Raw genomic sequence first — 22,760 nt, forward strand, 5'->3', positions numbered from 1 at the left:
GTCTATCCCCTGCAATTGTCGGCGCGGCCACGGATCCACGACCAGTCGGCGACACTGCCGACGTAGTGGTTCGGTGGGTTGTGACCGGACTGGAAGGTGCCATCCAGGCTGAGCTGCCCTTGCTGCTCCTGGGTGGCGGGACGAAAGTCCAGGAGTCCGCCCTCGATGCGCACCGGTCCGACGCTGGACTGCCGCAGGCTCACCGGGGTGGCGGTGGCCATGAGGGTGTAGCGGTCGATCAGATCGCTGGCGTAATAGAAACTCACCTGGGCGGTCAGCGCGTTGCTGCTGTCGGCCTTGTAAGGGTCCAGCAGCTCCACGATCACTTGCAGGTCCGGCAGCAAGGGCTGGCGGTAGCGGGCCAGGACACTGGTGATCGGGCTCTGCCAGCGGATCAGGTCGCCACGATAGGCCTGGGTCACGGATTTTCCGCTGTCGCGCAGGTTCTCGATGGTGAAGTCGGCCAGCAGGTGCGAAGTGTTGGGTGGTGCGCAGAAGAAGGCGCCCAGGCTGCCCCAGACCCGCTGGCCATCGCCGTTGGCCAGATTGAAGTCGGCGGTGGGAGCGGCGGCGGTCATGTTCAAGTCGGTCAGGGCGGCGTTGCCCAGGGAAACCTGGGCATTGACCCGGGCTTCGTTGCTGTCCACCACCAGCACGAACATCACCGGACCGACCTGGCGATTGACCTTCATCCCGGGCAGCAGCACGGGGCCCGGTACGCAAGGATCATTGGTGGTGGCAGAGGAGGAGGGCGAGAGGTCGACGCAATCTGCGGCTGGCGCGATGGCATCGCTGCTGGAAAGGGCCTGGTCGTGGCTGCTGGATACCGTTGGCAAGCGGCTGCCGGTGGTCATCAGCCACATTGCAGTCGCCAGGATCGCGCCGAGGGTTGCCCAGAGAATCCGGGTGTAGAGCATCCGTTGCCTGGTCACGCGAGGGTACCGTCCATGTCCCATATTGCATGAGGCAAAGCCGGCGCCATGCCGGCTTCGCAAATGGGCTCCGGCCTAGGAGCCCGAGTCGATCACGACAGGGTGAAGGTCCCGATGTTGGTGTTGTTGAACGGTGTTTCCGAGCCGCTGTCGATAATCACCCCGGTGAACAGGATGCTGAACGCCGAGCCCACGTTCTGCAGTTTGACCTGGGCACCCTTGCGCAGGATGACCGGGCCGGCGGAGGTGTCAGCGCTGAGAGTCTGGACAGTTGCGGTGTTGTTGACCTGGGTGGCCCACAGCAGGTTGTTCTGATAGCTGAAGGTCACTTTGGTGGTCTGGTTGGGGTCGCCGTTGTAGGTCGCGGTGGACTGGCTGTTGATGGTCAGGGGGGTGGTGACGGTGTTTACCGAGGTGAAGGCGTTCATGTTGAATATCCTTTTCGTGTGTTGGGCATGATTCAGCTGGCTGAACCGGGTGAGAGTCTAGGTGTGCTTCTTGGTCTGTCGAGGTCGCTGAACAAGCGTTCGAAAGGCGTTTTTGACCCTCTGGCGATGCTCCGGACACACCGCGTTTAGCGCTGTAGACCGCATAACTTAAAGGCTCTTGGCCTGAATGCGAGTTCGAGGAACAAGGCCTCTAATAGCGTTTTGTTATCACTGTTAATACAAAATAGTTGGACACTCCCGAGTTCTGCGTCGATGCACACGGACAAGGCGAAACCCCAGCGACGCTGGAAGTTGCGAAAGAGGGCACATGATTAACTCAACTAAACAAGCATTTAGTTGAGTTATTCTTACTGGCTATCAAAAAAATGAGAGTGGTTCATTAGATCAACTAGGGTTTGTTCACCCTTGATCACTATCTTTCAAGCATGTTCGGTATCTTTCGGGGCAGGTAAATCAGCTACTCTCTGACAGTACGTGTAATCGGTAATAAGCTAAGTTATCCGTGGCCTGTAGCCATTTCTACCTCAAAGCTCTGGAGCAAGGAAGCCATGAATTCTGTACGTCTACCAAGTCATCAGGTCGTATCAGAAGCACGTGTTTTTTTAAAGGCAGCAAGGCTCATAGAAAAACATGCCGACAACGGCAATACAGAACTTTTTTGGCCAGCAGCAATGAATGCCGGATTAGCCTCGGAGCTATACCTCAAGTCATTTCTTGTCGATTACGATCCTGCTCATCCAGGAGAGATTGATGACCCGGAATGGTTTCTGAGTGGTAAAAAAGGACACAATCTCGTTGTTCTTTATAAAGCGATTCCTTCTGAATACGCTGAGGCAATACGGCAAATATCAGAACGTCTCTCACCTGGCTTTCAGTTGGAGCGTCGCCTTGATGACTGCTCAAAGCTTTTTGTCGGCACTCGCTACACCTATGAACATGGTTCCATTCAGGGCTTGGATACGGATGTCTTTGAACTGGCTCCGCATCTGGAGCTGATCATCGCGGAAATGACGCAGACATCAATCGATTGAAAAGGCAGTTCTAATCTCATTTTCGCGTCCGCAAAAACGCTGGCAGGAGGCAAGTGCCAGGCTTTAAATCTGACCGCCCAGAGCCTCGTGTTATGCATATTACAGTTCATATAATGTATATTATGTTAAATCTTAAGTGCCTAGTTCATCTATAAGTATCTGAACTGGCTTGCGACGCAGCCAGCTCTGTGCCTCGCAAAACGTGCAATCCAGGGCAATAACCGTTGGCCTTGGTCGCTAGGAACGAATGTACTCGCAGCACAGTGCCGCGAACGGGCATCGACTGGGAGGTTTGTTGAAAACGGTCTGACCTTTGTCTCAAAACTTTTCGTGCAGAGCCTAGGAATCTTCTGATTGCCAATGAATCACTGCGCCTAGCACTATCTTCGTCAGTACTTTTCGCGACTTAGAAAGCCCATGAAGATAGATGCACGACTTTTAACATCCATGTTTGCGCTAACGCTCTTGTACTCAACGACAGCGGTTGGCGCCGACCCGAGCTGTACCACCACCACCGCGGAAACCGTGTTGAATATTCCCGACATGACGGTGCGACACGACACCCCCATTGGCGCCGAGATCGGCACTTCAGTCGTATCCGCTCCGATTGACACCTTTAATTGCACCAAAGGATTTGACTTCCAAGCGTTCTACGTGAAAGGTTTTGGATTGGCCGCACCAAAAATCAATGGAATGAACATCTATAAGCTCGGAACCGCCGATGCCGGCATTGGTTATGCGGTGTACGGCGAGTCCGTGGGAACCTGTCCGGGGTTCCATCCGATCATTGGCAACAGTGCCGCCGGTGGCCAGGATGTCAGCGGGCTGTGTGGGGTTAACGGGACCTTTAGATCGCAACCCATCAAAGGCGCCATAAAACTGGTGTTCTACAAGATAGGCGCCATCTCGCCCGGCAAACGGGCGCCGCAAAAGGTGGGCAGTTTTGCTCTGAAAAACAACGAAACCACCTGGGTCTATCCAGAAGCAGCGGTGCGCTCATCCGGATTTACCGTAAACACCCTCGGTTGCTTTGTCGACAAGGTTGAAATCAAGGTGCCGCTGGGCGAAGTAGGCATGAAACAACTGGCCAGCGTGGGCACCACTGCGGCTGAGCAGGCGTTTTCTATCCCACTCACTTGCGACGTTGGTACGAAGGTCAAATTGACCCTCAGCGCAGGCAATGCCGGCGTGTACGACAATGTAAAAGGCCTGCTCAATCTCGCCGATGCCACATCGACCGATACCGCCCAAGGCGTAAAAATTCAAATACTGTCAAACGAGACACCGGTTACCTACGACAAGGCATTGAATATCGGAACTCAAAGCGCGACGGGCACTTTTACTATTCCACTCAAGGCTCGCTATTACCGCAGCGCTGAAACGCTGAAATCGGGTACCGCGAATAGCAGCGCGACCTACACGATTACCTATGAGTAGCGGTGCATTGCTTTAAGAATCGTCTGATTACGAGTCCGGCCATACCCCTTTATAGGGGCCGGATGAAACTGAAGAACTACCTTCACCAGATCAACTCCCTACTGTCTACGCCAAACGCCGCTCGCCGTTTTTTGCTGCAGAGTAACGACGTCCACACGCTTGCCCAGCACCTGCATGGCATGGCCGGCGCCTTCGGCGCTGCCCAGGCAAATGGACCGTCTCACGCTCTGCTCTAACGAGCTGATCGAATTGCTGCACAACCAGTCCTTCGACCTGGTGATCATTGATTGAGTGACGTTCGTTTATTCGACAAAGACCCAGTAGCCCCGCCACACTCTAGGAATCGCCTGATGTTCTGTTGGGAATCGTCTTATGTTCTGTGCAGCGCCTTGAGCTTTATATTCTGGATTGTGTTTTTCAACACAACTTAATCACGATCTAATGGATATAAAGATGAAAAAGTTTTCGCTGACACTGCTGACACTTTCAATGCTTTCGGTTGCGAGTCAATCGTTTGCAGAAGATCCAGTCCCCCCAACTAGAGCGGGCAGCGGCACCATCAACTTCACCGGCAATATTAACAATGATGCTTGCTCTATCGAAGATATTGATCTGAATAAAACCATTTCCGTACCAATGGGTGAAGTGTCAATTAAAGACATGGGCACTGCTTCCGCCCCTAAGGGTAGTGGCAAACTCAGTGCCGAGAACTTCAACATGAAGATCAACTGCAATGCGGGCACCAAGGTAACGATGATGTTCGAGCCAAACCGAGCCAACGGTTCGGGCGTCGTCACCGGAACCAAAGTGCTGAACCTGATCCCTGGTCTGGGCGCCGCGAAGAACATCGGCATCGCCTTGCTCGACGCCAATGGCGATTTGGTCGACCTGAGCTCGCCAACCGCCGCAAAAATTGAAAACACCCTGCAAGACGGCAGCGCAACTTTGAAATTCTCCGCCGCTTACGTGACCACTGCCGACCCGAAAACCGCGGTCGCTGGTCGTGGTGATGCCACTCTGCCGTTCACTCTGCAATACGAGTAAACCGCAGTCGAGACTGACACTGTGCGGGCCGCCAGCGGCCCGTCTTTTTTCAATTTCAGGCACTTCTCCATGTTTAATCGACTCATTCTTTCCCTGTGCATGGGCTTGCACTGCGCGCTGATTGCGACGCAAGCGAGCGCCGGTATTACGCTGAGCGCGACCCGTCTGGTGTTCGACGGCGAGCACAAAGAGGTCAGCATTAAGGTCCGCAACAACGGCGACGACGTGTTAATCCAGTCGTGGATCGACAGTGATGATAGTGGCGCCACGTCGGTTCCTTTCGCCGTAACACCGCCGCTGGCGCGCATCCCGGGCAAAGAGCAGCAACTACTTCGAGTGATTTACGAAGGCAAAGGTATGCCTGCCGATAAGGAATCCGTTGTCTGGCTGAACGTTCAGGAAATTCCCCAGACCGCCAAAACGGAAAATACCCTGCAACTGGCAGTGCGCCAGCGCATCAAGGTGTTTTTCCGCCCTGCCGGACTAGCCAGCACGGCCTACCTCGCACCGACCCAGTTGTTATGGCAGATCGGCAAACAAGGCGGACATGCGGCATTAAAAATCACGAATCCAAGCCTCTATCATGTTTCGCTTTCGGATGTTTCTGTGCAAGCGGGTGCTACAACGGAACAAGCCATCGACTCGATGATGATCGCTCCTGGCCAAAGCAAGACCATCGCGCTCAAAGGCACAATGAACTCGAATTATTCCAATCTGAACTTTTCAAGCATTAACGATTACGGCGCACAGGATCGTTACAGCGCAACTTTATCGGCCAATACCGCGGTCAATGCCCAAGCCGTGCAATAGCACCTGCATCGAAAAGTTCGCCCCCTCTCTTGATTCCATTAATTAATTAAATCTTCGTTCTCCGTAGCAGTATAGGGCTCGGTATGTCTTTAATTCCGCGCAGCAACTCCAATTCGCTGACTGAACAATGCTGCCCGAAAAACTCACGATTGAATGCGCTGTATCTGGCCATGTTAGTTAGTCTTCCTTACTTGGCGAACGCCAGTGACGCCGTCGCTGGAGCAGAGCAAGATCAACTCGCCCAATTCAATACTACATTTCTGCAGGGGGTTGGATCGTCCGTTGATCTTAATCTGTTGCTCTCGGCCAACAGCGTTTTGCCGGGCAATTACCGGGTCGACGTTTACAGCAACGAAGTGTTGGTGGGCCGGCGTGATATCGATTTCCGCCGCTCCGAGCACACCAACAAGGTCGAGGCCTGTCTGACCTTGGACATGTTGCAGCAACTGGGCATCAACATGCGCACGCTGGAGGCGGCAGGCCAACTCAAACCTGACGCGCCCGAGACTTGCTACGACTTGCCGACCCTGATTGATCAAGCGACCGTCAGTTACGACCCAAGCCGTCTGCGACTTTTGATCAGCGTGCCGCAGATTGCCATGCAACGCGGCATGCGCGGTTATGTCGACCCTGCGTTGTGGGATGCCGGCGTCTCTGCGGCATTCATCAATTATCAGTTGAGCAGCAACCGCAACAGCACCGATTCCATCACCACGATCTCGAGCAACCTCGGTTTACGTAACGGCATCAACCTCGGTGCCTGGCGACTTCGTAACGAATCGAACTTCAGCAGCCGTACCGGTCAGCCAAATACGTTCAAAAGCAACCGCAGCTACGTCCAGCATGACGTGACAGCACTGAAGGGCCAGTTCAGCGCCGGTGACATTTTCTCCGACTCGCAGCTCTTCGACAGCGTGCGTTACCGTGGATTGAAGTTGAGCTCCGACGAAGGCATGCGCGCCGACAGTGAACGCGGTTACGCGCCGGTGATCCGCGGCGTGGCGCAAAGTAATGCCACTGTGGAAATCCGCCAGAACGACTACATCCTCTACAGCACCAACGTGCCGCCCGGCCCGTTCGAGATCAGCGACATCTATCCGAGCGGCTCTAACGGTGATTTGCAGGTGACCATCATCGAGGCGGACGGCTCGCGGCATGAAACACGGCAGGCGTTTTCGACTCTGCCGACCATGGTGCGCGAGGGCCAAGTCAACTACAGCCTCTCGGCTGGTCAATACAAAAGCAACACCGAAGGTCTGGCCTCGCCAAAGTTTGTCAGCGGCACGCTGGCTTACGGCATGACCAGCAACATAACCTGGATTCTCGGCGTGCAGGCTACCGACAGTTTCAATGCGATGTCCTTGGGCATGGGCCGCAATACGGCGTTTGGTGCTGTGTCGTTCGACCTGACCCACTCCTCCAGCCAGACGCGCGGCCAGCCAACCGAGGGTAATAGCCTGCGGATGCTCTATGCAAAAACGTTTACCGGCACTGATACCAATTTCACCCTCGCCGCCTATCGTTACTCGACCGAGGGTTATCGAACCCTGACCGAACACATCGAGGATCAAGGCCGCGGGGAACAGCGTCGTGGCAGTTCCAAGACTCGAACCGACCTGACCGTGAGCCAGAGCTTGGGCCGCAACCGACAATTCGGCAGCCTCTACCTCAACGCAACTGACCAGCGTTATTGGGGGCGTGGTGGTTCGCAAAGCCTGTCGGCGGGTTACAGCAACAACTGGGGCGACGTCAGTTACAACCTTGGGGTTACGCACACTCAGGACGTGGGTTATTTCGGCTCGCCGAACAACGACACGCAGGTGAACCTTTCGCTGTCATTCCCCCTGGGCTCCAAGCCTCGCGCGCCACGGGCGTTTCTCTCGACCAATCGACAGAAATCCAGCGACAGCAGCCAGTTGGGCGTGAACGGCTATCTCTCGGAAAATAGCGATACTTATTACTCTGTACAGGCAGGCACCAGCAGCACCGGGGGTAGTTCGGGCTCGGCGAGTATCAGTTCGCGCACTTCATTCGTCGACGTCAACGCCGGTTACAGTCAGGGGCGCGGTTACACCTCGCAGAACCTTAGCCTGGCCGGTTCGATGGTGGCGCACGCTGGCGGGATCAACTTAGGGCAAACCCTCGGTGAGACTTTCGCGCTGGCCGAAGTGCCAGGCGTACCGGGCGGCGTCAAGATCGGCAGCTACAGCGGCACCGAAACCGGCCGCAATGGTTTTGCCGTGATTCCCAATACCCAGCCCTATCGGGTCAACTGGATTAGCCTCGACACCCGGGATCTGGGTGCCGACGTAGAGATTGAAAACGCCACCCAACAAGTGGTGCCTCGACGTGGCGCCGCGGTATTAGTGCGCTACCCGGCGCAGACCGGGCGACGCGTGCAGTTCGAGTTATTTGATCATGAGCACAAGCACTTGCCGTTTGGCGCTGTACTTGAAGACGCAGCCGGCAAACAAATTGCGCTTGCCGATCCTTCCAGCAGGGCCCTGGCGCTGGTGCAGGAGCCGAGCGCCACGCTGACTATCAAATGGGCGGATAAACAATGTCAGGCGAGTTACGCATTGCCTGAGCGCGACAAGGCGCTCAACTATGAGCGTGTGTCGCTGACCTGCGCCCCTGAAAGCGGTTCAATGCAGGGTTATTGAACGGGCAACTCAACCCTCGCTAGCAAACGTTGATGCGGATCAAGCGCTAACCGCCTGCGTAGCTGCCTGATAAACCACCCGGTGCGCCTCGGTCGGCAGCGGCACTTCCCACTTGAACAACATGCGGCGGATATCCTCGTTGCGCAGCGAGGTGTCGCGCTTCTGGTTGCGCCGCATGATTTCGTCCTCGGGCCGCTCCAGGTAAACAATCTCCACCTCGGCGCCGTAGCCGTAGAGCAAGTCCAGGGTGCGGTTGCGCATCTGCGCCGACAGGTGCGTGGAGTTCCACACAAAGGGTTTGTGCTCGCGCAACAAGGCCTTGGCCCGGTCGATGGCGTAATGCGCAGCGGCGCCTTCGTTCTGTCCGTGGCGCAGGCCCAGGGCCTGGCGCGCGTCGTCGAACGACACCACCGGCAGCTCCGGGTAATGTTGCGCGGTCCAGGTGTCCTTGCCGCTGGCCGGCAGGCCCGAGAGCATCACCACCGACGAGCCCTGCGGCGCGTGCAGTGGGTAGTCGGGATGTACCCGAGCGCCACGCAGGTACTGAATGCGTGTGTACTCGTCGACAAAGGCCCGCGGCCCGTGCAGGCAGCCCTCCTCCTGCGCCAGTTCGCGCCACAGTTCGATGGCGTCCAGTACATCGGCCTTGCCGGCGTAATCGCGGCCCTGCATATCGGCCTCGGCCACGGCGCAGAGCATCCATAGCGGCAGTTCCCAGGACAGTTTGTGCAACAGAAACTCAGCGCTGCGGCCGCTGCGATCACCCTGCAAGGCGAAAAACGGCACCTGATGCACGGCGATGATGCGGCAGATCTGCTCGCGCAGCTCGAATGGCACGCCGGCGCGCCACAACAGCAGTCGCGCGTCCACTGCGCCCCGGCGCGAGTGACCGGGCTGGCCGATACGCCCGGTATCTGGGTCGATCACCGTGGTGTCGGGCTTGGCGATATCGTGCAACAGGGCGGCGAAAAACAGCACAAAGCGCTGCTCGGCGCTGGCCTGCTGGTAAGCGGGTTGCGCCAGCAAGGCTTCGACTACCAGACGGGTATGAATCCACACATCGCCCTCGGCGTGGTAGGTCGGGTCTTGCGGTGTATCGGCCAGGCGCGCCAGGGCCGGGATGGCCGCCAGGCAGGCGGCGACATCCATATCGCGCCCCGGCTCGGGGACCAGTTGTTGCAGTTGTCGAATATCCATATCGGGATGCTCCTTCAGTAGCCGTGGCGTGGGCCCTGCCAGTCCATGGACAGGCGCGGGGCATAGAGGTCGACGCCGTCGGCCAGCTGATTGGGGATGAAGGGTTGGTTGGCATGGTGCTGGTCGGCATCGAGGATGGCCTGGACGAAGTCCTGGCGTACCCACTTGAGTCGGCCGAGGGTCTGCTGCTCGTCCTCGAGCTTCAGGTACAGGCCCTCCATGCGGCTGGAACGGTCGCACTGGCGCCAGGCACGGGCCAGGTCGAGGCCTTCGCGGCGTACCACCTGCTCGAACACCTCGCGCCAGCGCTCGGTCTTGGCCAGCGAATCACCCACCAGCGCCATCAGCTCGGCATGCCGGCGCGGCGCCGGGCCTTCGTACAGCACCGGCACCGACAGCACCGGCCCTCCCTCGAGCAGGCACCGGCGCGCCGCGGTGGAGAGGAACAGCCCTGTGGCGCGGTCCCACACATCGAACTCGCAGAAATAATGTGGCAAGCGGTCGTAGAACACCGAGTGCTTCTTGTGCAGCCATTCGCCATACAGCACGAAGCGATCTTCCAGGCGCTCCAGCAACCAGTGTTCGTGAGCCACGGCCCACTGCTTGAACAGATTGAACTGGCGCTCGCGCCCACCGCCAGTGAGGTAGTGACCGCGAGATTGCAGGCGCAACTCGCCGCTCGCGCTAAAGCTGATGCCGGCGTTGGCGCCATCGAGTTTTTCTTCCACCACCAGCCACTGCCCGGCCAGGGCGGCATAGCGCACCTGGCCAGTGTCAGTGTCGCCATCTTGCAGGCGCGAACCTTGCAGATGGGGCGTGCGGGGGTATTTGAGCAGTTCCAGGTTGTGCGCGGTGGCACGAATATCCATGTGCATGGGTTTGTCCTCGAAAACAGAGAAAAACCAACGACAGGATCAGGCAGGCATGGCAATCAAGCGCCGCCGCGCATAGGCACGGGCAGCCATCAGGCAGGATGGACCGTCGTCGGTATCAGGCGTGTTGGCTGGCGTAGGGCACTGGCTTCACCACTTGGAGAAAAGGTTGCAGAGGCTTTAGGGCGCGCATTCAACAGCAGACAGCGGCATCAGGTCAAGTCCCGAGAGGGCAAAACTCCAGCGGCCCTGTTTGCGCGCAACACCCGAGCTTTTGTCATGAAAAAAACCGCCTGGTGCTCATAGGGTGCAGCCAGTCATAACCCCGATAAGGAATCGATCATGAAACTTTCAAGCGTGCTGATGGCTGGAGTCATTGGCCTGGCCCTTGCACCTTTGGCCCAGGCCTCGTCCACGGCTGACAGCGAAGAAAAAGCCCAGTTACGCAAACTCTTCTGCGAGTCGAAGGGCGGCGCCGATATCACTGCGCTGGGTGAGTTGAAGAAGTCCGACGACGTCGGCGCCGTGGTGGTGTGCAAGCTCCCGCCGTCGCCCACCACCGTGGTGGAAAACCAGGCGGCATCGAGCCTTGCCGCCCTGCCATTGACGCCCGTCACGGCAACGCTTGCGCCACCGTCCGGGGTCTACAAGCTCGCCCCGGGCGCCAGCAGCGTCAACACGTCCTGCTCGGCCAACCTGGCCATCGCCAAATGGGCGGGCTTTCCCAATACCAGCAACGGCAACGCCACCTTGAACTGTCGCGGATACAATGCCGGCGCAGCAGGCGGTACGCTGGGGTGCAAGATCGAATGGACCGGGCCGACCCAGGTCGCCATCGGGGTCACCCCTTACGGCGGCCAGGTGGCGGTGAACTTCAATTGCCAGGCCCTGTACTTCGGCTCCGTCGGCACAGTGATGGATTTCAGCTACGCCGATCCGACTTATCCGCGCATCCGCTACGGCTCGGTCCAGGCCACCAGCAGCATGACCATCACCCAGTGAGGCCATGCCGGCTCGGCTGAACTTCGGTCAAGTGCCGGCGGGGTCGCTCCCTGCCGGCCACCCTCCTCTGCATCACTGCTTGCCGCGCATGCTGTTGCGCCATATGCGGTAGGCCCTGATCCCCGAACGCACCGAACTGAACAGCAACTGGCCGTCCATTTCCCGGGTCATCCCCGAGCGTTCCAGCATCGCCAGGAAAGTACCGCGAGCGCGGGCGATGGCGAAGTAGATGCCCTGGGCGGCCAGGGTTTCGCGGATTTCCCGCAGCACCGCGATGCCGCTGACATCGATATCGGTCACTGCCTCGGCATTGAACAGCACCACCTCGGGCTGGCTCTCGCGCTGCACAGTTTCCAGCAGGCGCATCTTGAAGTAGTCGGCGTTGAAGAACAGGATCGCGTCGTCGAAGCGATACACCACCAGGCCGGGCACGGTGCGCGCTTGCGGGTACTGGCGGATGTCCACCTGGCCTTCGATGCCCGGCATCCAGCCCAGCACCGCGTCGGTGGGTTGGTAGATGCTGTACAGCAGGCGCAGGATGGCCAGGGTCACGGCGAAGATGATGCCCGGCAGCACGCCCAGGCCCAGCACGCTGACGGTGGTCAGCAGGCACAGCCAGAACTCGAAGCGGCTCAGGCGGTAGATTTGCTTCAGGGACTTGACGTCGAGCAAGCCCCAGCCCGCCATCAACAGCACCGCGCCCAGGGCCGGCTGCGGAATCCACGCCATGGGCGCGGTGAAAAACAGCAGAATCAGCGCAATCGCCAGGGCGGCGATGATGCCCACCAACTGGCTCTTGCCTCCGGCCATGTCATTGACCGCGGTACGCGAATCCGCGCCGCTGATGGCAAAGCCCTGGGAGGCTCCGGCCGCCAGGTTGCTCAGGCCCAGGGCGATGAATTCATGGTTGGCGTTGATCGCGTAGCCATGGCGCGCGGCGAAGCTGCGGGCCGTGAGCATGGCGCTGCAAAAACTCACGGTGGCGATGCCCAGCGCGTCGCGCAGCAGGCTCTTGCTTTCCTCCAGGGTGGTCTTGGGCCAGGACAACTCGGGAATCCCGGCCGGCACAGGGCCGAGGATCGCCACCCCGAAGCGGTCGAAGCCCAAGAGCCCGGCCAGCAAGGTGAACAGCGCCACCGTCAGCAGCGCTGCCGGCAGCCGCGGGTAGCGTCGCGGCAGCCAGATCAACAGGCCCAGGCTGGCCAGGCCAACGGCCAGGGTCAGGCCATGGATCTCCCCCAGCCGCTGAAGAAAGTCCGCCAACCCCAGAATGAAGCCGTCGCCTTCGATCTTGAAGCCCACCACCTTGCCCATTTGCCCGGCGATCAGGCTCAGACCGATGCCGTTGAGGTAGCCGATGAGGATCGGCCGCGAGAAGAAGCTGGCGATAAAACCCGCCCGGGCGATCCCGGCGGCAATCAGCATCAGGCCCACCAGCACGGTGACGATCATCGACAATTCGACGGTACGCTGCAGGTCGCCCATGGCCAAAGGCGCCACGGCCCCGCCGAGCATGGCGCAAGTGGCGGCATCGGGGCCGACCATCAGTTGCCGCGAGCTGCCGATCAAGGCATAGACAATCATCGGCAGCACACAGGCGTAGAGCCCGTACTGCGGCGGCAGGCCGACAATCTGCGCATAGGCGATGGCGATGGGGATCTGGATAGCCGCCACGGACAACCCGGCCCGCAGGTCGGCGCGAAACCACTCGCGGCGGTAGTGCAACAAGTTGGACAGGCCAGATAGACAGCGCGATAACGACATGCCGGGTCCTTTCGAAGTATTGCGTTCTAATGTTTGGTTGCGCTCTGGCGGCCCTCTTGTTTGGCCAGGCGACGCGGGCGCGTATTCAAGCGAATCGGGCCACTTGGCGCCATGAGCTGGAGCAGCTTTTGCGTCGATCGAAAGGGTTATGTACTTTCACAAGTAATTTCACCAACCCCTAGGTATGCTCCGCTTTTATTGCCGATCACTGATACCGGGATGCCAGCCCAAGCCTCTGCTGCGCAGGCGCAGCTCATGGAGCCGTATCCTCAAGGATGTTTGAACGATGAGTACCCCCGCGCTGGATATCACCAGCCTGACGCCATTGCCTTACCACCAGCAGGTGGTCGACTACCTGAAAACCAGTGAACCTGCGGTGTGGGCTTGGGCCTCATCCCTGGGCGTTCAGCAGGAACACGCCCAGGATGTGCGCGCCCAATTGCTGCGAGACACCTATCGCCTGAGCCCGGAAACGCACTCGCAGGCTTATCAGGCCTGTGAGACGGCGTTGCAACGCCTGCAGATCGAGGCCCCCGCGACCCTCTACCAGGCCGGCGATGGCACCATGAATGCCAGCCTGTATTACCTGGCCGGTGAGGTGCATGTGGTGTTCTACGGGCCGATCCTTGAACGACTCGATGCTCAGGAGCTGCTGGCGTTGCTGGGGCATGAACTGGCGCATTACCGCTTGTGGTCGGAGCACGAGGGCGACTACCTCACCGCCGAGCGGATTCTCAATCACGCGATGGCCGATGTGTACACGCCTCCGAGCCTGGAACAGACCGCACGTTTATATAGCCTGCACACCGAAATCTACGCCGACCGCGGGGCGGCGCTGGCGGCTGGCTGTGCGCAAGCCTCCATCACCTCGCTGGTCAAGGTCCACACCGGGATTCTCAGCGTCGATGCCGCCAGTTATCTGCAGCAGGCCCGTGAACTGGATGGCAAGGATGCGCCGTTGTCCCAGGGCGTTTCCCATCCGGAGACTTTTCTGCGTTCCCAAGCGGTGGAAAGCTGGTGGCGACAGCTCCCGGATACCGACGCCTGGCTGCACCGCCGACTGCGCGGGCCCTTGTCGCTCAACCGCCTGGACGTGACCGACCAGGTCGAGTTGACCGCCCTCACCCGCGGCTTCATCGCCCGCTTCATCGGCAACACGGTGTTGCAGTCCGAGGCGGTGCTCAATCAGGTGCGCGGCTTCTTTCCCGACTGGAAGGCGCCTGAAACACCGCTGGACCTCGGCACGCTGAATGCCGAGCGCATCGACGCGAGCATTCACGAATACCTGCACTTCATCATGCTCGACCTGTGCCTGGTCGACCGTGACCTGCGGGATGAAGCCTTGCTGCATGCCGCTCGCACGGCGAAAAAACTCGGCAGCGCCGACGACTTCATCAACGTGCTCAAGCGCGATATCAAATTCCCCAAACGTGAGCTCGACCCGATTGTTCGTGCGCTCAAGGCGGAGGTCGACACATGGACCCAATAACTCAACCGCTGAACTTCGCTCAATTGCTGCAGAGCCACGATGGCGCCGCCGTGCCCATCGACGATGTGCTGTTCCTGGCGCTGCCGCTGCTGCGCCAGGTGGCGCTATTGCATGAGCGGGGGCATGTCGCCCAGCTCAGTTACCTGGATGTGGTGCTAGGCCCGGAACGCACCCTGCAACTGCGCCATCCCGACGGCCAGTCGCCGCGCCTGGCGCTGGAGGCGATCAAGGAGGTGCAGCCCAATCCAGAGTCGGCGCTGAATATCGTCGGCAAGGTCCGCCTGACCCGGGATTCGGAAACCGGCGTGGCCATTACCGACCTGCAAGTCCAGGAAGACCCGCAGCAGCCCATCAACCACCCGGTGTTCCTCACGGACTTGCACAGTTGGGAACATCGGCTCGGGCATCACGACGAAATCACCGATATTTTCCAGCTCGGTCAGTTGCTCGCGTGCCTGGCCTGCGGCTTGGATTTTGCCGACGTCAACGACCTCAAGTCGTTCGCCGCGCACCGGCGCAACCTGTTCCAGCTCAATGGCCGGCTCAACCCGGTGCTGGCCAACTTGATCGTCGAGATGACCGAGCTCAACCGCCATGAGCGCGCCACTGATGTGGGCTCGCTGGCACGCCGCTTGGAGTCCTGGCGCGAACAGCCGGCCAGCCTGGATGTCGAGCGTGTGTTGGCCCAGGCCGAAGGCCCGGCTTCGCGACGCACTGTGGTGCTGGAACATCTGCGCAACCGGTTGTTTGACCTTTCGCGTCGCAATCGCCTGCTGTATTTCCGGCCGACCCAGACCAGCGTCAACTTGACCGTGGCCAGCGTTCCGTTGGTGATGCGCATTGAAAGTATCCGGCCCGAAGCGCTGTGTACCTGGCAACCCACCTTCGGCGGATTCTCCGAGCAAGTGCTGGGCGGCAAACCTGTCGGCCTGCAGCAATGGCTGCGCTTTGAAGACCAGACCTGGCTGCAGGCGTCGCTGGAGCGCATCATCCAGGAAACCCGTCGCGACCGCGCCGAATTCGGCTTCAGCAACCTGCGCCTGGTGGTGGCGTTCATGCGCTGGCACAACCTCAAGGACACGCCGGAAGAACGCATCGTCACCCCGCTGCTGTGGTTGCCGGTAGAGTTGAGTCGCAAAAAAGGGGTACGTGACCAGTTCGTGTTGCAGTGCGACGAAACCGAGGCCGAATTCAACCCGGTACTGCGTCATCAATTGCGTCAGCTCTACGACATCCAGTTGCCGGAAACCGTCGACCTGCAAAAGACTTCGGTGCAAGACATCCACGCCGATATTGCGCGCCAGATCAAACTGACCGAGCCCGGCGTCGAGTTACACCTGCAAAGCAAACCGCAAATCGAACTGATCCACCAGAAAGCCGTGCAGCATCTGCACCACTTCCAGCGCCGTCGTGCCCGCCAGCGCATGTCGACGCCTTTGCTGAAGCCGGATTTCAGCTACGACCGCGAAGATTTCCGTCCGCTGGGCCTGCAGTTGTTCCAGCAGAAGGTGCTGCCCAGCGAGTTGCCGCTGCGTCTGGCCATAGGCGCCAAGCCCGTTCTGCGCAACCAGCACCCTCAGATGGTTGCCAGCAGCGCCGAAAACAGCACCTTCGCCATGCCCGAGAACCAGGGGCATCGTTACGCCTGGGACATAGACCTGACCCAGGTGACCCTGGCCAACTTCAATTATCGAAAGATGTCGCTGGTGCGTGACTATGCACAGTTGATCGACGAACCGGCGCAGAACGAAGCCTTTGACCGGATGTTCTCCATCGAGCCTCGGGACGTCGAGGTCCAGGCCCCCGAGCCGACCCCGTTGCCCGAACAGTGGAACGTGGTGGCAGGCGACGCCACGCAGAATGCGGCCGTCAGCCTGGCCCGTACCGGGCGTAACTTCATCATCCAGGGACCGCCAGGCACCGGCAAATCCCAGACCATCACCAACCTGATCGCGGACTACGCCGCTCGTGGCCTGCGCGTGCTGTTTGTCTGTGAAAAGCGTGCAGCGCTGGACGTTGTGTTCCATCGCCTGCAACAAAGTCAACTGGGTGAGTTGTGCTGCCTGATCCACGATTCCCAGACCGACAAGAAGGCCTTCGTGAGCAACCTGCGCGAGTGCTATGAGCGCTGGATCGCCGGTGATGCGCAGTCGTCGCAGTTGCAAGCCCGGCGCGACACCTTGCTGGCTGGCCTGAGCCAACAGTTGGGCTTGATCGAGCGTTTTGAACAGGCAATGCGTGGGGTGCCGGAGTCCTTGGCATGTTCGGTACGCGAGCTGGTAGGTCATCTGATCGAACTGCCGCCCGTTGCTGCCAAGCTGCCCCCCGAAGCCTTGGAACGTTTACCCGAATGGCGTCAGTGGCAGGCACAAAGCGAGCTGACGGGGCGCGTGTATCAGGCGTTCAAAGAACGTTTCGGCCTCGACAGCTTCACACGTCATCCTTTCAGCCATTTGGCCTCAAGCCTGATTACCCACGAACATGCCTACGGCCAACTCAAGGCGTTCCTGGATGAAGCCAGTGGGCTGATGGACAGCGTCGAGCAATTTTTCGAGTCATCGTCGAGCCTGTTGTCCGGGGACACCCGCCTGGCGGATGCGTGCGTGCTGACCCAGGCCGCCGAACAATTGACCAGCGCCAACCTGGCAGCGCACCTCGACCTGCTGGAACCGGGCTCATCAGGCGCCCAAGCGCTGCACGCCGAGCAGGCCGCGCTGCAAGCACTGGCCGTACAGCAACACAACGCCCGTGAATCCACCCACCACTGGCGTGAAAAACTCGCGCCCCAGGACACTCAGGCTGCCATCGATCTGGTACAGCGGCTGGAAGGCTCGCTGCTGCGTTGGCTGCAACCGGCCTGGTGGCGGCTGCGCGGTGAATTGCAACGACGCTACGACTTCAGTCAGCACGCGATTCGACCCAGTTTCGGGAGCGTGCTAGACAACCTGGCCCGCGAGCATCGCGTCACTGCCGAGCTGCACGCCGAGCAGCAACGCCTGCAAGAGCGTTACGGCATCCCGGATGTCGACCTGTTCCTGCACAACCTGCAAGCCTTGCTCCAGCAACTGAGCGCATCACCGCTGTTGCGCCAATGGGTTGAGGGCCTGCGGGGAAATCCCGACGCCCTGTCCGGTGTACGCCAGGAAGCCAGCCTGCGCCAGCCGGTGGCGCGCTTGGCCGAGCTGGTCGCGCAACATTGTGTGTTCGACCCGGCGCTGAGCCTGGTCGAGTTGGCCGAGTACCTGCGCGATCTGCGTGAAGAACTCGACGAACTGCCCGACACCCTGCCCCTGCTCAATGAGCTGCACCAAGCCGATCCTGTCTGCCTGGCGGTCGTGCAACAGTACGCCTTGGCGCAACGCGTACTGGACGGTTTGATTGCCCAGGAAAACCTGACCCGCCTGTACCGCGCCAATCCGCAGCTGGCGCGCTTCGACGGCCCGGCCTTGAGTTTGGCCGCGCGCGAGGTCAGCCAGGCTGAATGCAACCTGCTCAAAAGCAACGCGCAGGTGCTTAGCGCCACGTTGCACCAGCGTTTTCTGGAGCATGTGAAGCAATCGGCGATGTCGGTGACTCAACTCGACGCCCAGGCCCGTGAGTTCAAGAAAGCCTACGCCAAAGGCCGACGTGAACTGGAACATGAACTGGGCAAGACCATGCGCTATCGCTCCATTCGCGAAATGGCGAGTGGCGACAGTGGCCTCGTGATCAACGACCTCAAGCCCATCTGGTTGATGAGCCCGCTGTCGGTGTCCGACACCCTGCCTTTGACACCGGACCTGTTTGACGTGGTGATTTTCGACGAAGCCAGTCAGATCCCCAGCGAAGAAGCCGTGCCGGCACTGAGCCGTGCGCAGCAGGTGATTGTGGTCGGTGACGAGATGCAATTGCCACCGACCAACTTCTTCTCCAGTGCCGGCGACCAGGACGACAACGAACTGATTGCCATGGAGGATGGTGAGCAGATCGCAATCAACCTTGATGCCGACAGCCTGCTGAGCCAGGCCGCGCGAAACTTGCCGGCAACCCTCCTGGCCTGGCACTACCGCAGCCGCCACGAAGCCTTGATCAGCTTTTCTAACGCGGCGTTCTACGAAGGGCGGCTGATCACCATTCCCGACCGTCGTATCGAGCGCCCTGCCCCGGCCCAAACCGTACTGGACTCCACGGACGCCCAGGCCGTCATCCGCGGCGCCGACGCGCTGCTCGACAGCCCGATCAGCTTCTTGAAGATGACCGACGGTGTCTACCTCAGCCGCAGCAACCTGGCCGAAGCGCGGTACATCGCCAACCTGGTACGGGAGCTGCTGCAACGGGAGACGGGTCTGAGCCTGGGTATCGTGGCCTTTTCCGAGGCCCAGCAAGGCGCCATCGAGCAGGCCCTGGAAGACTTGGCCAGCGGCGACTCGGCCTTTGCCACACGGCTTGAGCGCGAGTACGTGCGTGAAGATGCCGGGCAATTCAATGGCCTGTTCGTCAAGAACCTGGAAAACGTCCAGGGCGATGAGCGTGATGTGATCATCCTGAGCATCTGTTACGCGCCAGGACCGAACGGCAAGATGCTGATGAACTTCGGCCCGATCAACCAGCGTGGTGGGGAAAAACGCCTCAATGTGATCTTCAGTCGCGCCCGCAAGCGCATGGCGATTGTCTCCAGCATCGAGTCCGAAGCCATCACCAACACCCACAACGATGGTGCCGCCGCACTGCGCGCGTTCCTGCAGTTCGCCCAGGCCAGTGCCAACGGGGATGCGCCGCGCTCCCAGGGTATCCTCGCCAACCTCAATCCGGGCGCCAAGCAGTCCTTTGCCGTCAGCCTGCCCAAGGATCACCTGCGCGGCGCCCTCGCTGCCGCGTTGCGAAAGCGCGGGCATTCGGTTCAGGAATATGTCGGACGTTCGCAGTTCCGTTGCGACCTCGCGATCAGTGACGCCAGTGGTGAACACTTCAGCCTCGGCGTACTGCTGGACAGTGATACCGCGGCCGCCCCTGACGTACGTGAGCGCTACATTTTCCGCCCGACGGTACTACGCAGCTTTGGTTGGAAGATCATCGACGTGCTCAGTAATGACTGGCTGCGCGACCAAGAAGAGGTGCTCAATCGCATCGAAGCGTTACTCAGGGGCGAGGAAGCCGTTGCACTTCCAGAACCGCAACAGCCAGAGGAAACCATCGAGATCCAAGCCCAGCCGCCAGTCACCACTCAAGCGTCACCCTTGATGCGCGAGTTCACCTTTGGTGAGGGCAATTCCAACAAGTTCTGGCGTATCGGCGTCGCCGAGGCTGAGGTGATGGTGAATTTCGGCCGTATCGGCACCAAGGGCCAGACCCTGATCAAGTCCCTCGACAGTCCCGAACGCGCTTTGCGTGAAGCAGAAAAGCTGATCGCGGAGAAACTGCGTAAAGGCTATCAAGAGCAGGCAGGGTCAATCGCCCAGGGGTGAGCTGCGTCGCTCTAGCACGAAAGAGACAAGCGCATTCAATCTGCACGCGCTGCAGCGGCTCGAAAAGGGGCGGCCCCATAGAGAGCTGAATGCTCATGAACATCAATTCATGAGCATTCAGCTCCACAACATGAGCAAGGCGCCGGACGCTGCGCTATTTCATCACCCCCAGGGCGCAAATCAAAAGTGCTTGCCCGCCGTATTCAATGGATCAGACATGCTTAGAGTGATTGGTGAAGAGCAAGATATCCGTTCAGCGATCAACAGCTTCAACTCCTCCTACCATGAGGACTTCTTTCGGGTTAGGGAGGTCTCCAAGGCCTACCTGGCGACACTTACGCCGCATAACGCCGAATTATTAGCCGACGTGCTTCGAAATGCCTTGTTGAACTGGGGCGCTGGCTCGCGGAAAGCCCCAATACTGCATCTGCCGGCTGAAGCCGCAGCCGGACTTTGCAATCCGAACCTGCACGCCAAGCTTGTCCGTTTTGACACTCACCAACTGGGGGCATTCGCGCTGTCATCCGAAGATCGACGGATCTTCACCACCGAGGGAATGTATCCGTCAGCGGTTCACTTTGATGCAGAGCTGCTCGGGGTCTTGAGGATGTTGGCAGACGCTCTGTTCGCTAATAACACCAACGTCACCTACCCCATGAAAGCATTACTCCTCATAACGGGATTCATGCCAGCACTGGATAGCCAGGTCAGGAATGGATTGAAGCACGCGGGCTTTCGAGGATTCAGTAGCACTCAGTACCTGCTCCCCAGCGACACCCTCAAAGCTGCTGGTCAAAAGCTCTGCAGACTGCCCTTCTCGCTTGGCCACTGTTGGGGGCAAAACAAGGAGTTGTTGATTAAGGCCGTTCAGAAGAGCGATCACCCTGCCCTTCAAGTCGAACCGGGTCGGGTTTTCGACATCCTGCTCTTCATGCAGCAAGACCCGAGCAGGAAGCTAATCGCCCTCTGAAGTGTAAAGGCGTACTCCAGCCGCACGCCTTGGATTCGACACTGGCCATCAGCACCGCCACAGCTGCCGCAGCATAGTGCGGATGACTGCGGTGTCGCCCCGAAGGGCGAACTCGGCGGGCTTAGCCCTTGGCTATGCAAGATGAGTTGACGAACGTTGCGGTGTGCTGCAAGGACTGACGTATATCTGGCTTGGCGATTCCATGGCTTTTGGCAAACTGCTCGACCGCCGCCGTATCAAAACGAGTGGTCTGGATAAAGTCCAAGGCTTCGGGTTTTGTATTCATAAACCGGGCGACGGGAGGAATGCTCAGCAGCAACTTCAGCAATCGCAGCGAAATGTGATGCCTGGGAGGCTTCAAGCCCAAAGGTTGTGCGACCTGTACCAGCAGTTCTTGCAAGTTGGGAGTTTGCTCATCCAGCGCCAGCAGTTCCTGGCCCACCATGGCAGGATCAAAAGCACTCACCACCATCAGCTCAACCAGGTAATCCACGGTGACCAGTGGCAGCCAGTGCTTGGCGGTACCGGGCACGGCAGTGAGCTTTCCCTGTATCAGGTTGCGTATCAGCTCCACCAGCGGCTGGCCGTCAAGGATATGCCCCGTGCGGCTGTGGCCACAAACTGTCGCGGGGTGGACAACGGTGATCTCCCCGCCTTTGGCGGACATGAGCTCCAGGGTCGCAAAATGCGCCTCCAGCTTGCTCGCCTCGTAACCGCCAACACGCCGGTAGACGGCAGGCCAATGGGTCTGCTGCGCAGAACGAGGATCTATTCCGATGCGTTGCAGATGTTCATGGTTTTTCAGCATGTAGCCGCCGATCATCACTAAGCGGCTGTTTTGCTCCACCGCCAACAGCGCCACCCGCTTTGCCCCTTCTACGTTCACCGCACGAGACTGCTCCAAGGACAGCCCCCAGGCGAAGTGGGCGCCCAGGTGAAATACGACTCTGGCCTGCCTTAGCTGTTCTCGGTCAGCAGGACTCAGACCGAGGTTGTCCCGCTCCAGATCGCCAGCTACGGCAAATACCCGGGCTGCACTCCCTCCCAATTTGACGACTTGCTCGCGCAATTCAGTCAGTCGCTCTGGGCGCCGCATCAACACCCGAACGGTGTGACCTTTTGCACTCAGATGAGCCACCAGATGTTGGCCGATAAAGCCGGTACCCCCCGTGACAAAGCACTCCACGCTCATTTCCCCGTTCCTTGTTTAAGGTAAGAAATCAAGCGTAAACTATCGACCCAACTCTACAGTCAAGGGATGTTTTATGAAGATCGGTGAAATCGAGGCCCGCAGTGGTGCCAGTCGCCATACGCTGCGCTACTACGAGCAAATCGGCCTGATCTCATCGCAGCGGCGAACGAACAACTATCGCGTTTACACAGCGCAAACCCTGCAAGATCTGGACTTTATCCAGCGCGCGCAAAGCATGGGGTTTTCCCTGGGGGAAATAGGCGAGATTCTGGATGCGCAACGCAACAAGCAGATCGATTGTGCTGAAGGCGCTAAGTTAATCGAAAAGAAGATGGCAGAAATCACACAGAAGATCGCCAACCTCCAGAGCATTTATCAGTATCTGGATGAAGAGCGTGCCAACCTCGAAGCCAGTGCCGCCAGGCAACTTGAGCTTCAGCGATTGAGCAACGCTTCCAACTGAA

At 59.2% G+C, this 22,760-nt stretch carries 16 protein-coding genes; 10 read left to right on the forward strand and 6 right to left on the reverse strand.

Annotation, left to right across the window (positions count from 1 at the left end):
* Positions 1–2 precede the first annotated feature (2 nt).
* Both PQT43_RS12345 and PQT43_RS12350 read right to left on the reverse strand, forming a co-directional pair.
* The gene (locus PQT43_RS12345; RefSeq protein ID WP_272753995.1) at positions 3–932 is read right to left on the reverse strand and encodes a hypothetical protein; all 930 of its coding nucleotides are present in this window, start codon (positions 930–932) and stop codon (positions 3–5) included.
* Between the two features lie 92 nt (positions 933–1,024).
* Positions 1,025–1,360, reverse strand: a complete 336-nt coding sequence (locus tag PQT43_RS12350) for a hypothetical protein (RefSeq protein WP_102879333.1) — start codon at positions 1,358–1,360, stop codon at positions 1,025–1,027.
* A 569-nt stretch (positions 1,361–1,929) separates the two neighbouring features.
* On the opposite strand from PQT43_RS12350, the gene PQT43_RS12355 reads away from it, so the two are divergent.
* From PQT43_RS12355 to PQT43_RS12375, 5 genes are all read left to right on the forward strand, one after another.
* Positions 1,930–2,412, forward strand: a complete 483-nt coding sequence (locus PQT43_RS12355) for a hypothetical protein (RefSeq protein WP_272753996.1) — start codon at positions 1,930–1,932, stop codon at positions 2,410–2,412.
* Positions 2,413–2,829: 417 nt separating this feature from the next.
* Complete coding sequence (locus PQT43_RS12360; protein WP_272753997.1) at positions 2,830–3,849, forward strand: fimbrial protein; 1,020 nt, start codon at positions 2,830–2,832, stop codon at positions 3,847–3,849.
* A gap of 453 nt (positions 3,850–4,302) precedes the next feature.
* Positions 4,303–4,893 carry a fimbrial protein gene (locus PQT43_RS12365; protein ID WP_272753998.1) on the forward strand — a complete coding sequence of 197 codons (591 nt, stop codon included), beginning with the start codon at positions 4,303–4,305 and terminating at the stop codon, positions 4,891–4,893.
* A 69-nt stretch (positions 4,894–4,962) separates the two neighbouring features.
* A complete protein-coding gene (locus tag PQT43_RS12370) occupies positions 4,963–5,703 on the forward strand; it encodes a fimbrial biogenesis chaperone (protein ID WP_272753999.1) in 741 nt (246 codons plus the stop codon).
* Between the two features lie 170 nt (positions 5,704–5,873).
* Positions 5,874–8,366 (forward strand): fimbria/pilus outer membrane usher protein, encoded by a 2,493-nt coding sequence (locus PQT43_RS12375; protein ID WP_272754145.1) that lies wholly within the window; start codon positions 5,874–5,876, stop codon positions 8,364–8,366.
* 39 nt (positions 8,367–8,405) lie between these two features.
* On the opposite strand, the gene PQT43_RS12380 is transcribed toward PQT43_RS12375, so the two are convergent.
* Both PQT43_RS12380 and PQT43_RS12385 read right to left on the reverse strand, forming a co-directional pair.
* A complete protein-coding gene (locus PQT43_RS12380) occupies positions 8,406–9,563 on the reverse strand; it encodes an AAA family ATPase (RefSeq protein ID WP_272754001.1) in 1,158 nt (385 codons plus the stop codon).
* A gap of 14 nt (positions 9,564–9,577) precedes the next feature.
* Positions 9,578–10,438: an RNA ligase family protein gene (locus PQT43_RS12385; protein WP_102865020.1), complete on the reverse strand. Its 861-nt coding sequence runs from the start codon at positions 10,436–10,438 to the stop codon at positions 9,578–9,580.
* Between the two features lie 339 nt (positions 10,439–10,777).
* Here PQT43_RS12385 and PQT43_RS12390 point away from each other — a divergent pair, with 339 nt between their 5' ends.
* Complete coding sequence (locus tag PQT43_RS12390; RefSeq protein ID WP_123728193.1) at positions 10,778–11,437, forward strand: hypothetical protein; 660 nt, start codon at positions 10,778–10,780, stop codon at positions 11,435–11,437.
* 72 nt (positions 11,438–11,509) lie between these two features.
* On the opposite strand, the gene PQT43_RS12395 is transcribed toward PQT43_RS12390, so the two are convergent.
* A complete protein-coding gene (locus tag PQT43_RS12395) occupies positions 11,510–13,201 on the reverse strand; it encodes a SulP family inorganic anion transporter (RefSeq protein WP_110595694.1) in 1,692 nt (563 codons plus the stop codon).
* A gap of 286 nt (positions 13,202–13,487) precedes the next feature.
* On the opposite strand from PQT43_RS12395, the gene PQT43_RS12400 reads away from it, so the two are divergent.
* The 3 genes from PQT43_RS12400 to PQT43_RS12410 all read left to right on the forward strand — a co-directional run bounded on the left by PQT43_RS12400 (position 13,488) and on the right by PQT43_RS12410 (position 21,104).
* Positions 13,488–14,690, forward strand: a complete 1,203-nt coding sequence (locus PQT43_RS12400) for a M48 family metalloprotease (RefSeq protein ID WP_268561401.1) — start codon at positions 13,488–13,490, stop codon at positions 14,688–14,690.
* Positions 14,678–20,134 (forward strand): WGR domain-containing protein, encoded by a 5,457-nt coding sequence (locus tag PQT43_RS12405; RefSeq protein WP_272754003.1) that lies wholly within the window; start codon positions 14,678–14,680, stop codon positions 20,132–20,134. Before PQT43_RS12400 ends, PQT43_RS12405 begins: the two co-directional genes overlap by 13 nt.
* Before the next feature lie 109 nt (positions 20,135–20,243).
* Positions 20,244–21,104 carry a hypothetical protein gene (locus PQT43_RS12410; RefSeq protein ID WP_272754004.1) on the forward strand — a complete coding sequence of 287 codons (861 nt, stop codon included), beginning with the start codon at positions 20,244–20,246 and terminating at the stop codon, positions 21,102–21,104.
* Positions 21,105–21,225: 121 nt separating this feature from the next.
* On the opposite strand, the gene PQT43_RS12415 is transcribed toward PQT43_RS12410, so the two are convergent.
* Positions 21,226–22,296 carry an SDR family oxidoreductase gene (locus PQT43_RS12415; protein WP_110595690.1) on the reverse strand — a complete coding sequence of 357 codons (1,071 nt, stop codon included), beginning with the start codon at positions 22,294–22,296 and terminating at the stop codon, positions 21,226–21,228.
* Positions 22,297–22,369: 73 nt separating this feature from the next.
* Between PQT43_RS12415 and PQT43_RS12420 the strand changes: the two genes are divergently transcribed.
* On the forward strand, positions 22,370–22,759 hold the full coding sequence (locus tag PQT43_RS12420; protein WP_102879344.1) for a MerR family transcriptional regulator: 390 nt from the start codon (positions 22,370–22,372) through the stop codon (positions 22,757–22,759).
* The last annotated feature ends 1 nt before the right edge of the window (position 22,760 follow it).

Source organism: Pseudomonas sp. BLCC-B112, assembly GCF_028550695.1.
GTDB lineage: Bacteria > Pseudomonadota > Gammaproteobacteria > Pseudomonadales > Pseudomonadaceae > Aquipseudomonas > Aquipseudomonas danubii.

What these genes read in the sequence shown, in the direction of transcription:
- PQT43_RS12385 (WP_102865020.1), bottom strand. Translation starts at nt 10,438, where the DNA reads ATGCACATGGATATTCGTGCCACCGCGCACAACCTGGAACTGCTCAAA.
- PQT43_RS12370 (WP_272753999.1), top strand. Translation starts at nt 4,963, where the DNA reads ATGTTTAATCGACTCATTCTTTCCCTGTGCATGGGCTTGCACTGCGCG.
- PQT43_RS12380 (WP_272754001.1), bottom strand. Translation starts at nt 9,563, where the DNA reads ATGGATATTCGACAACTGCAACAACTGGTCCCCGAGCCGGGGCGCGAT.
- PQT43_RS12400 (WP_268561401.1), top strand. Translation starts at nt 13,488, where the DNA reads ATGAGTACCCCCGCGCTGGATATCACCAGCCTGACGCCATTGCCTTAC.
- PQT43_RS12375 (WP_272754145.1), top strand. Translation starts at nt 5,874, where the DNA reads ATGTTAGTTAGTCTTCCTTACTTGGCGAACGCCAGTGACGCCGTCGCT.
- PQT43_RS12415 (WP_110595690.1), bottom strand. Translation starts at nt 22,296, where the DNA reads ATGAGCGTGGAGTGCTTTGTCACGGGGGGTACCGGCTTTATCGGCCAA.
- PQT43_RS12395 (WP_110595694.1), bottom strand. Translation starts at nt 13,201, where the DNA reads ATGTCGTTATCGCGCTGTCTATCTGGCCTGTCCAACTTGTTGCACTAC.
- PQT43_RS12360 (WP_272753997.1), top strand. Translation starts at nt 2,830, where the DNA reads ATGAAGATAGATGCACGACTTTTAACATCCATGTTTGCGCTAACGCTC.
- PQT43_RS12390 (WP_123728193.1), top strand. Translation starts at nt 10,778, where the DNA reads ATGAAACTTTCAAGCGTGCTGATGGCTGGAGTCATTGGCCTGGCCCTT.
- PQT43_RS12410 (WP_272754004.1), top strand. Translation starts at nt 20,244, where the DNA reads ATGAGCATTCAGCTCCACAACATGAGCAAGGCGCCGGACGCTGCGCTA.
- PQT43_RS12420 (WP_102879344.1), top strand. Translation starts at nt 22,370, where the DNA reads ATGAAGATCGGTGAAATCGAGGCCCGCAGTGGTGCCAGTCGCCATACG.
- PQT43_RS12405 (WP_272754003.1), top strand. Translation starts at nt 14,678, where the DNA reads ATGGACCCAATAACTCAACCGCTGAACTTCGCTCAATTGCTGCAGAGC.
- PQT43_RS12350 (WP_102879333.1), bottom strand. Translation starts at nt 1,360, where the DNA reads ATGAACGCCTTCACCTCGGTAAACACCGTCACCACCCCCCTGACCATC.
- PQT43_RS12355 (WP_272753996.1), top strand. Translation starts at nt 1,930, where the DNA reads ATGAATTCTGTACGTCTACCAAGTCATCAGGTCGTATCAGAAGCACGT.
- PQT43_RS12365 (WP_272753998.1), top strand. Translation starts at nt 4,303, where the DNA reads ATGAAAAAGTTTTCGCTGACACTGCTGACACTTTCAATGCTTTCGGTT.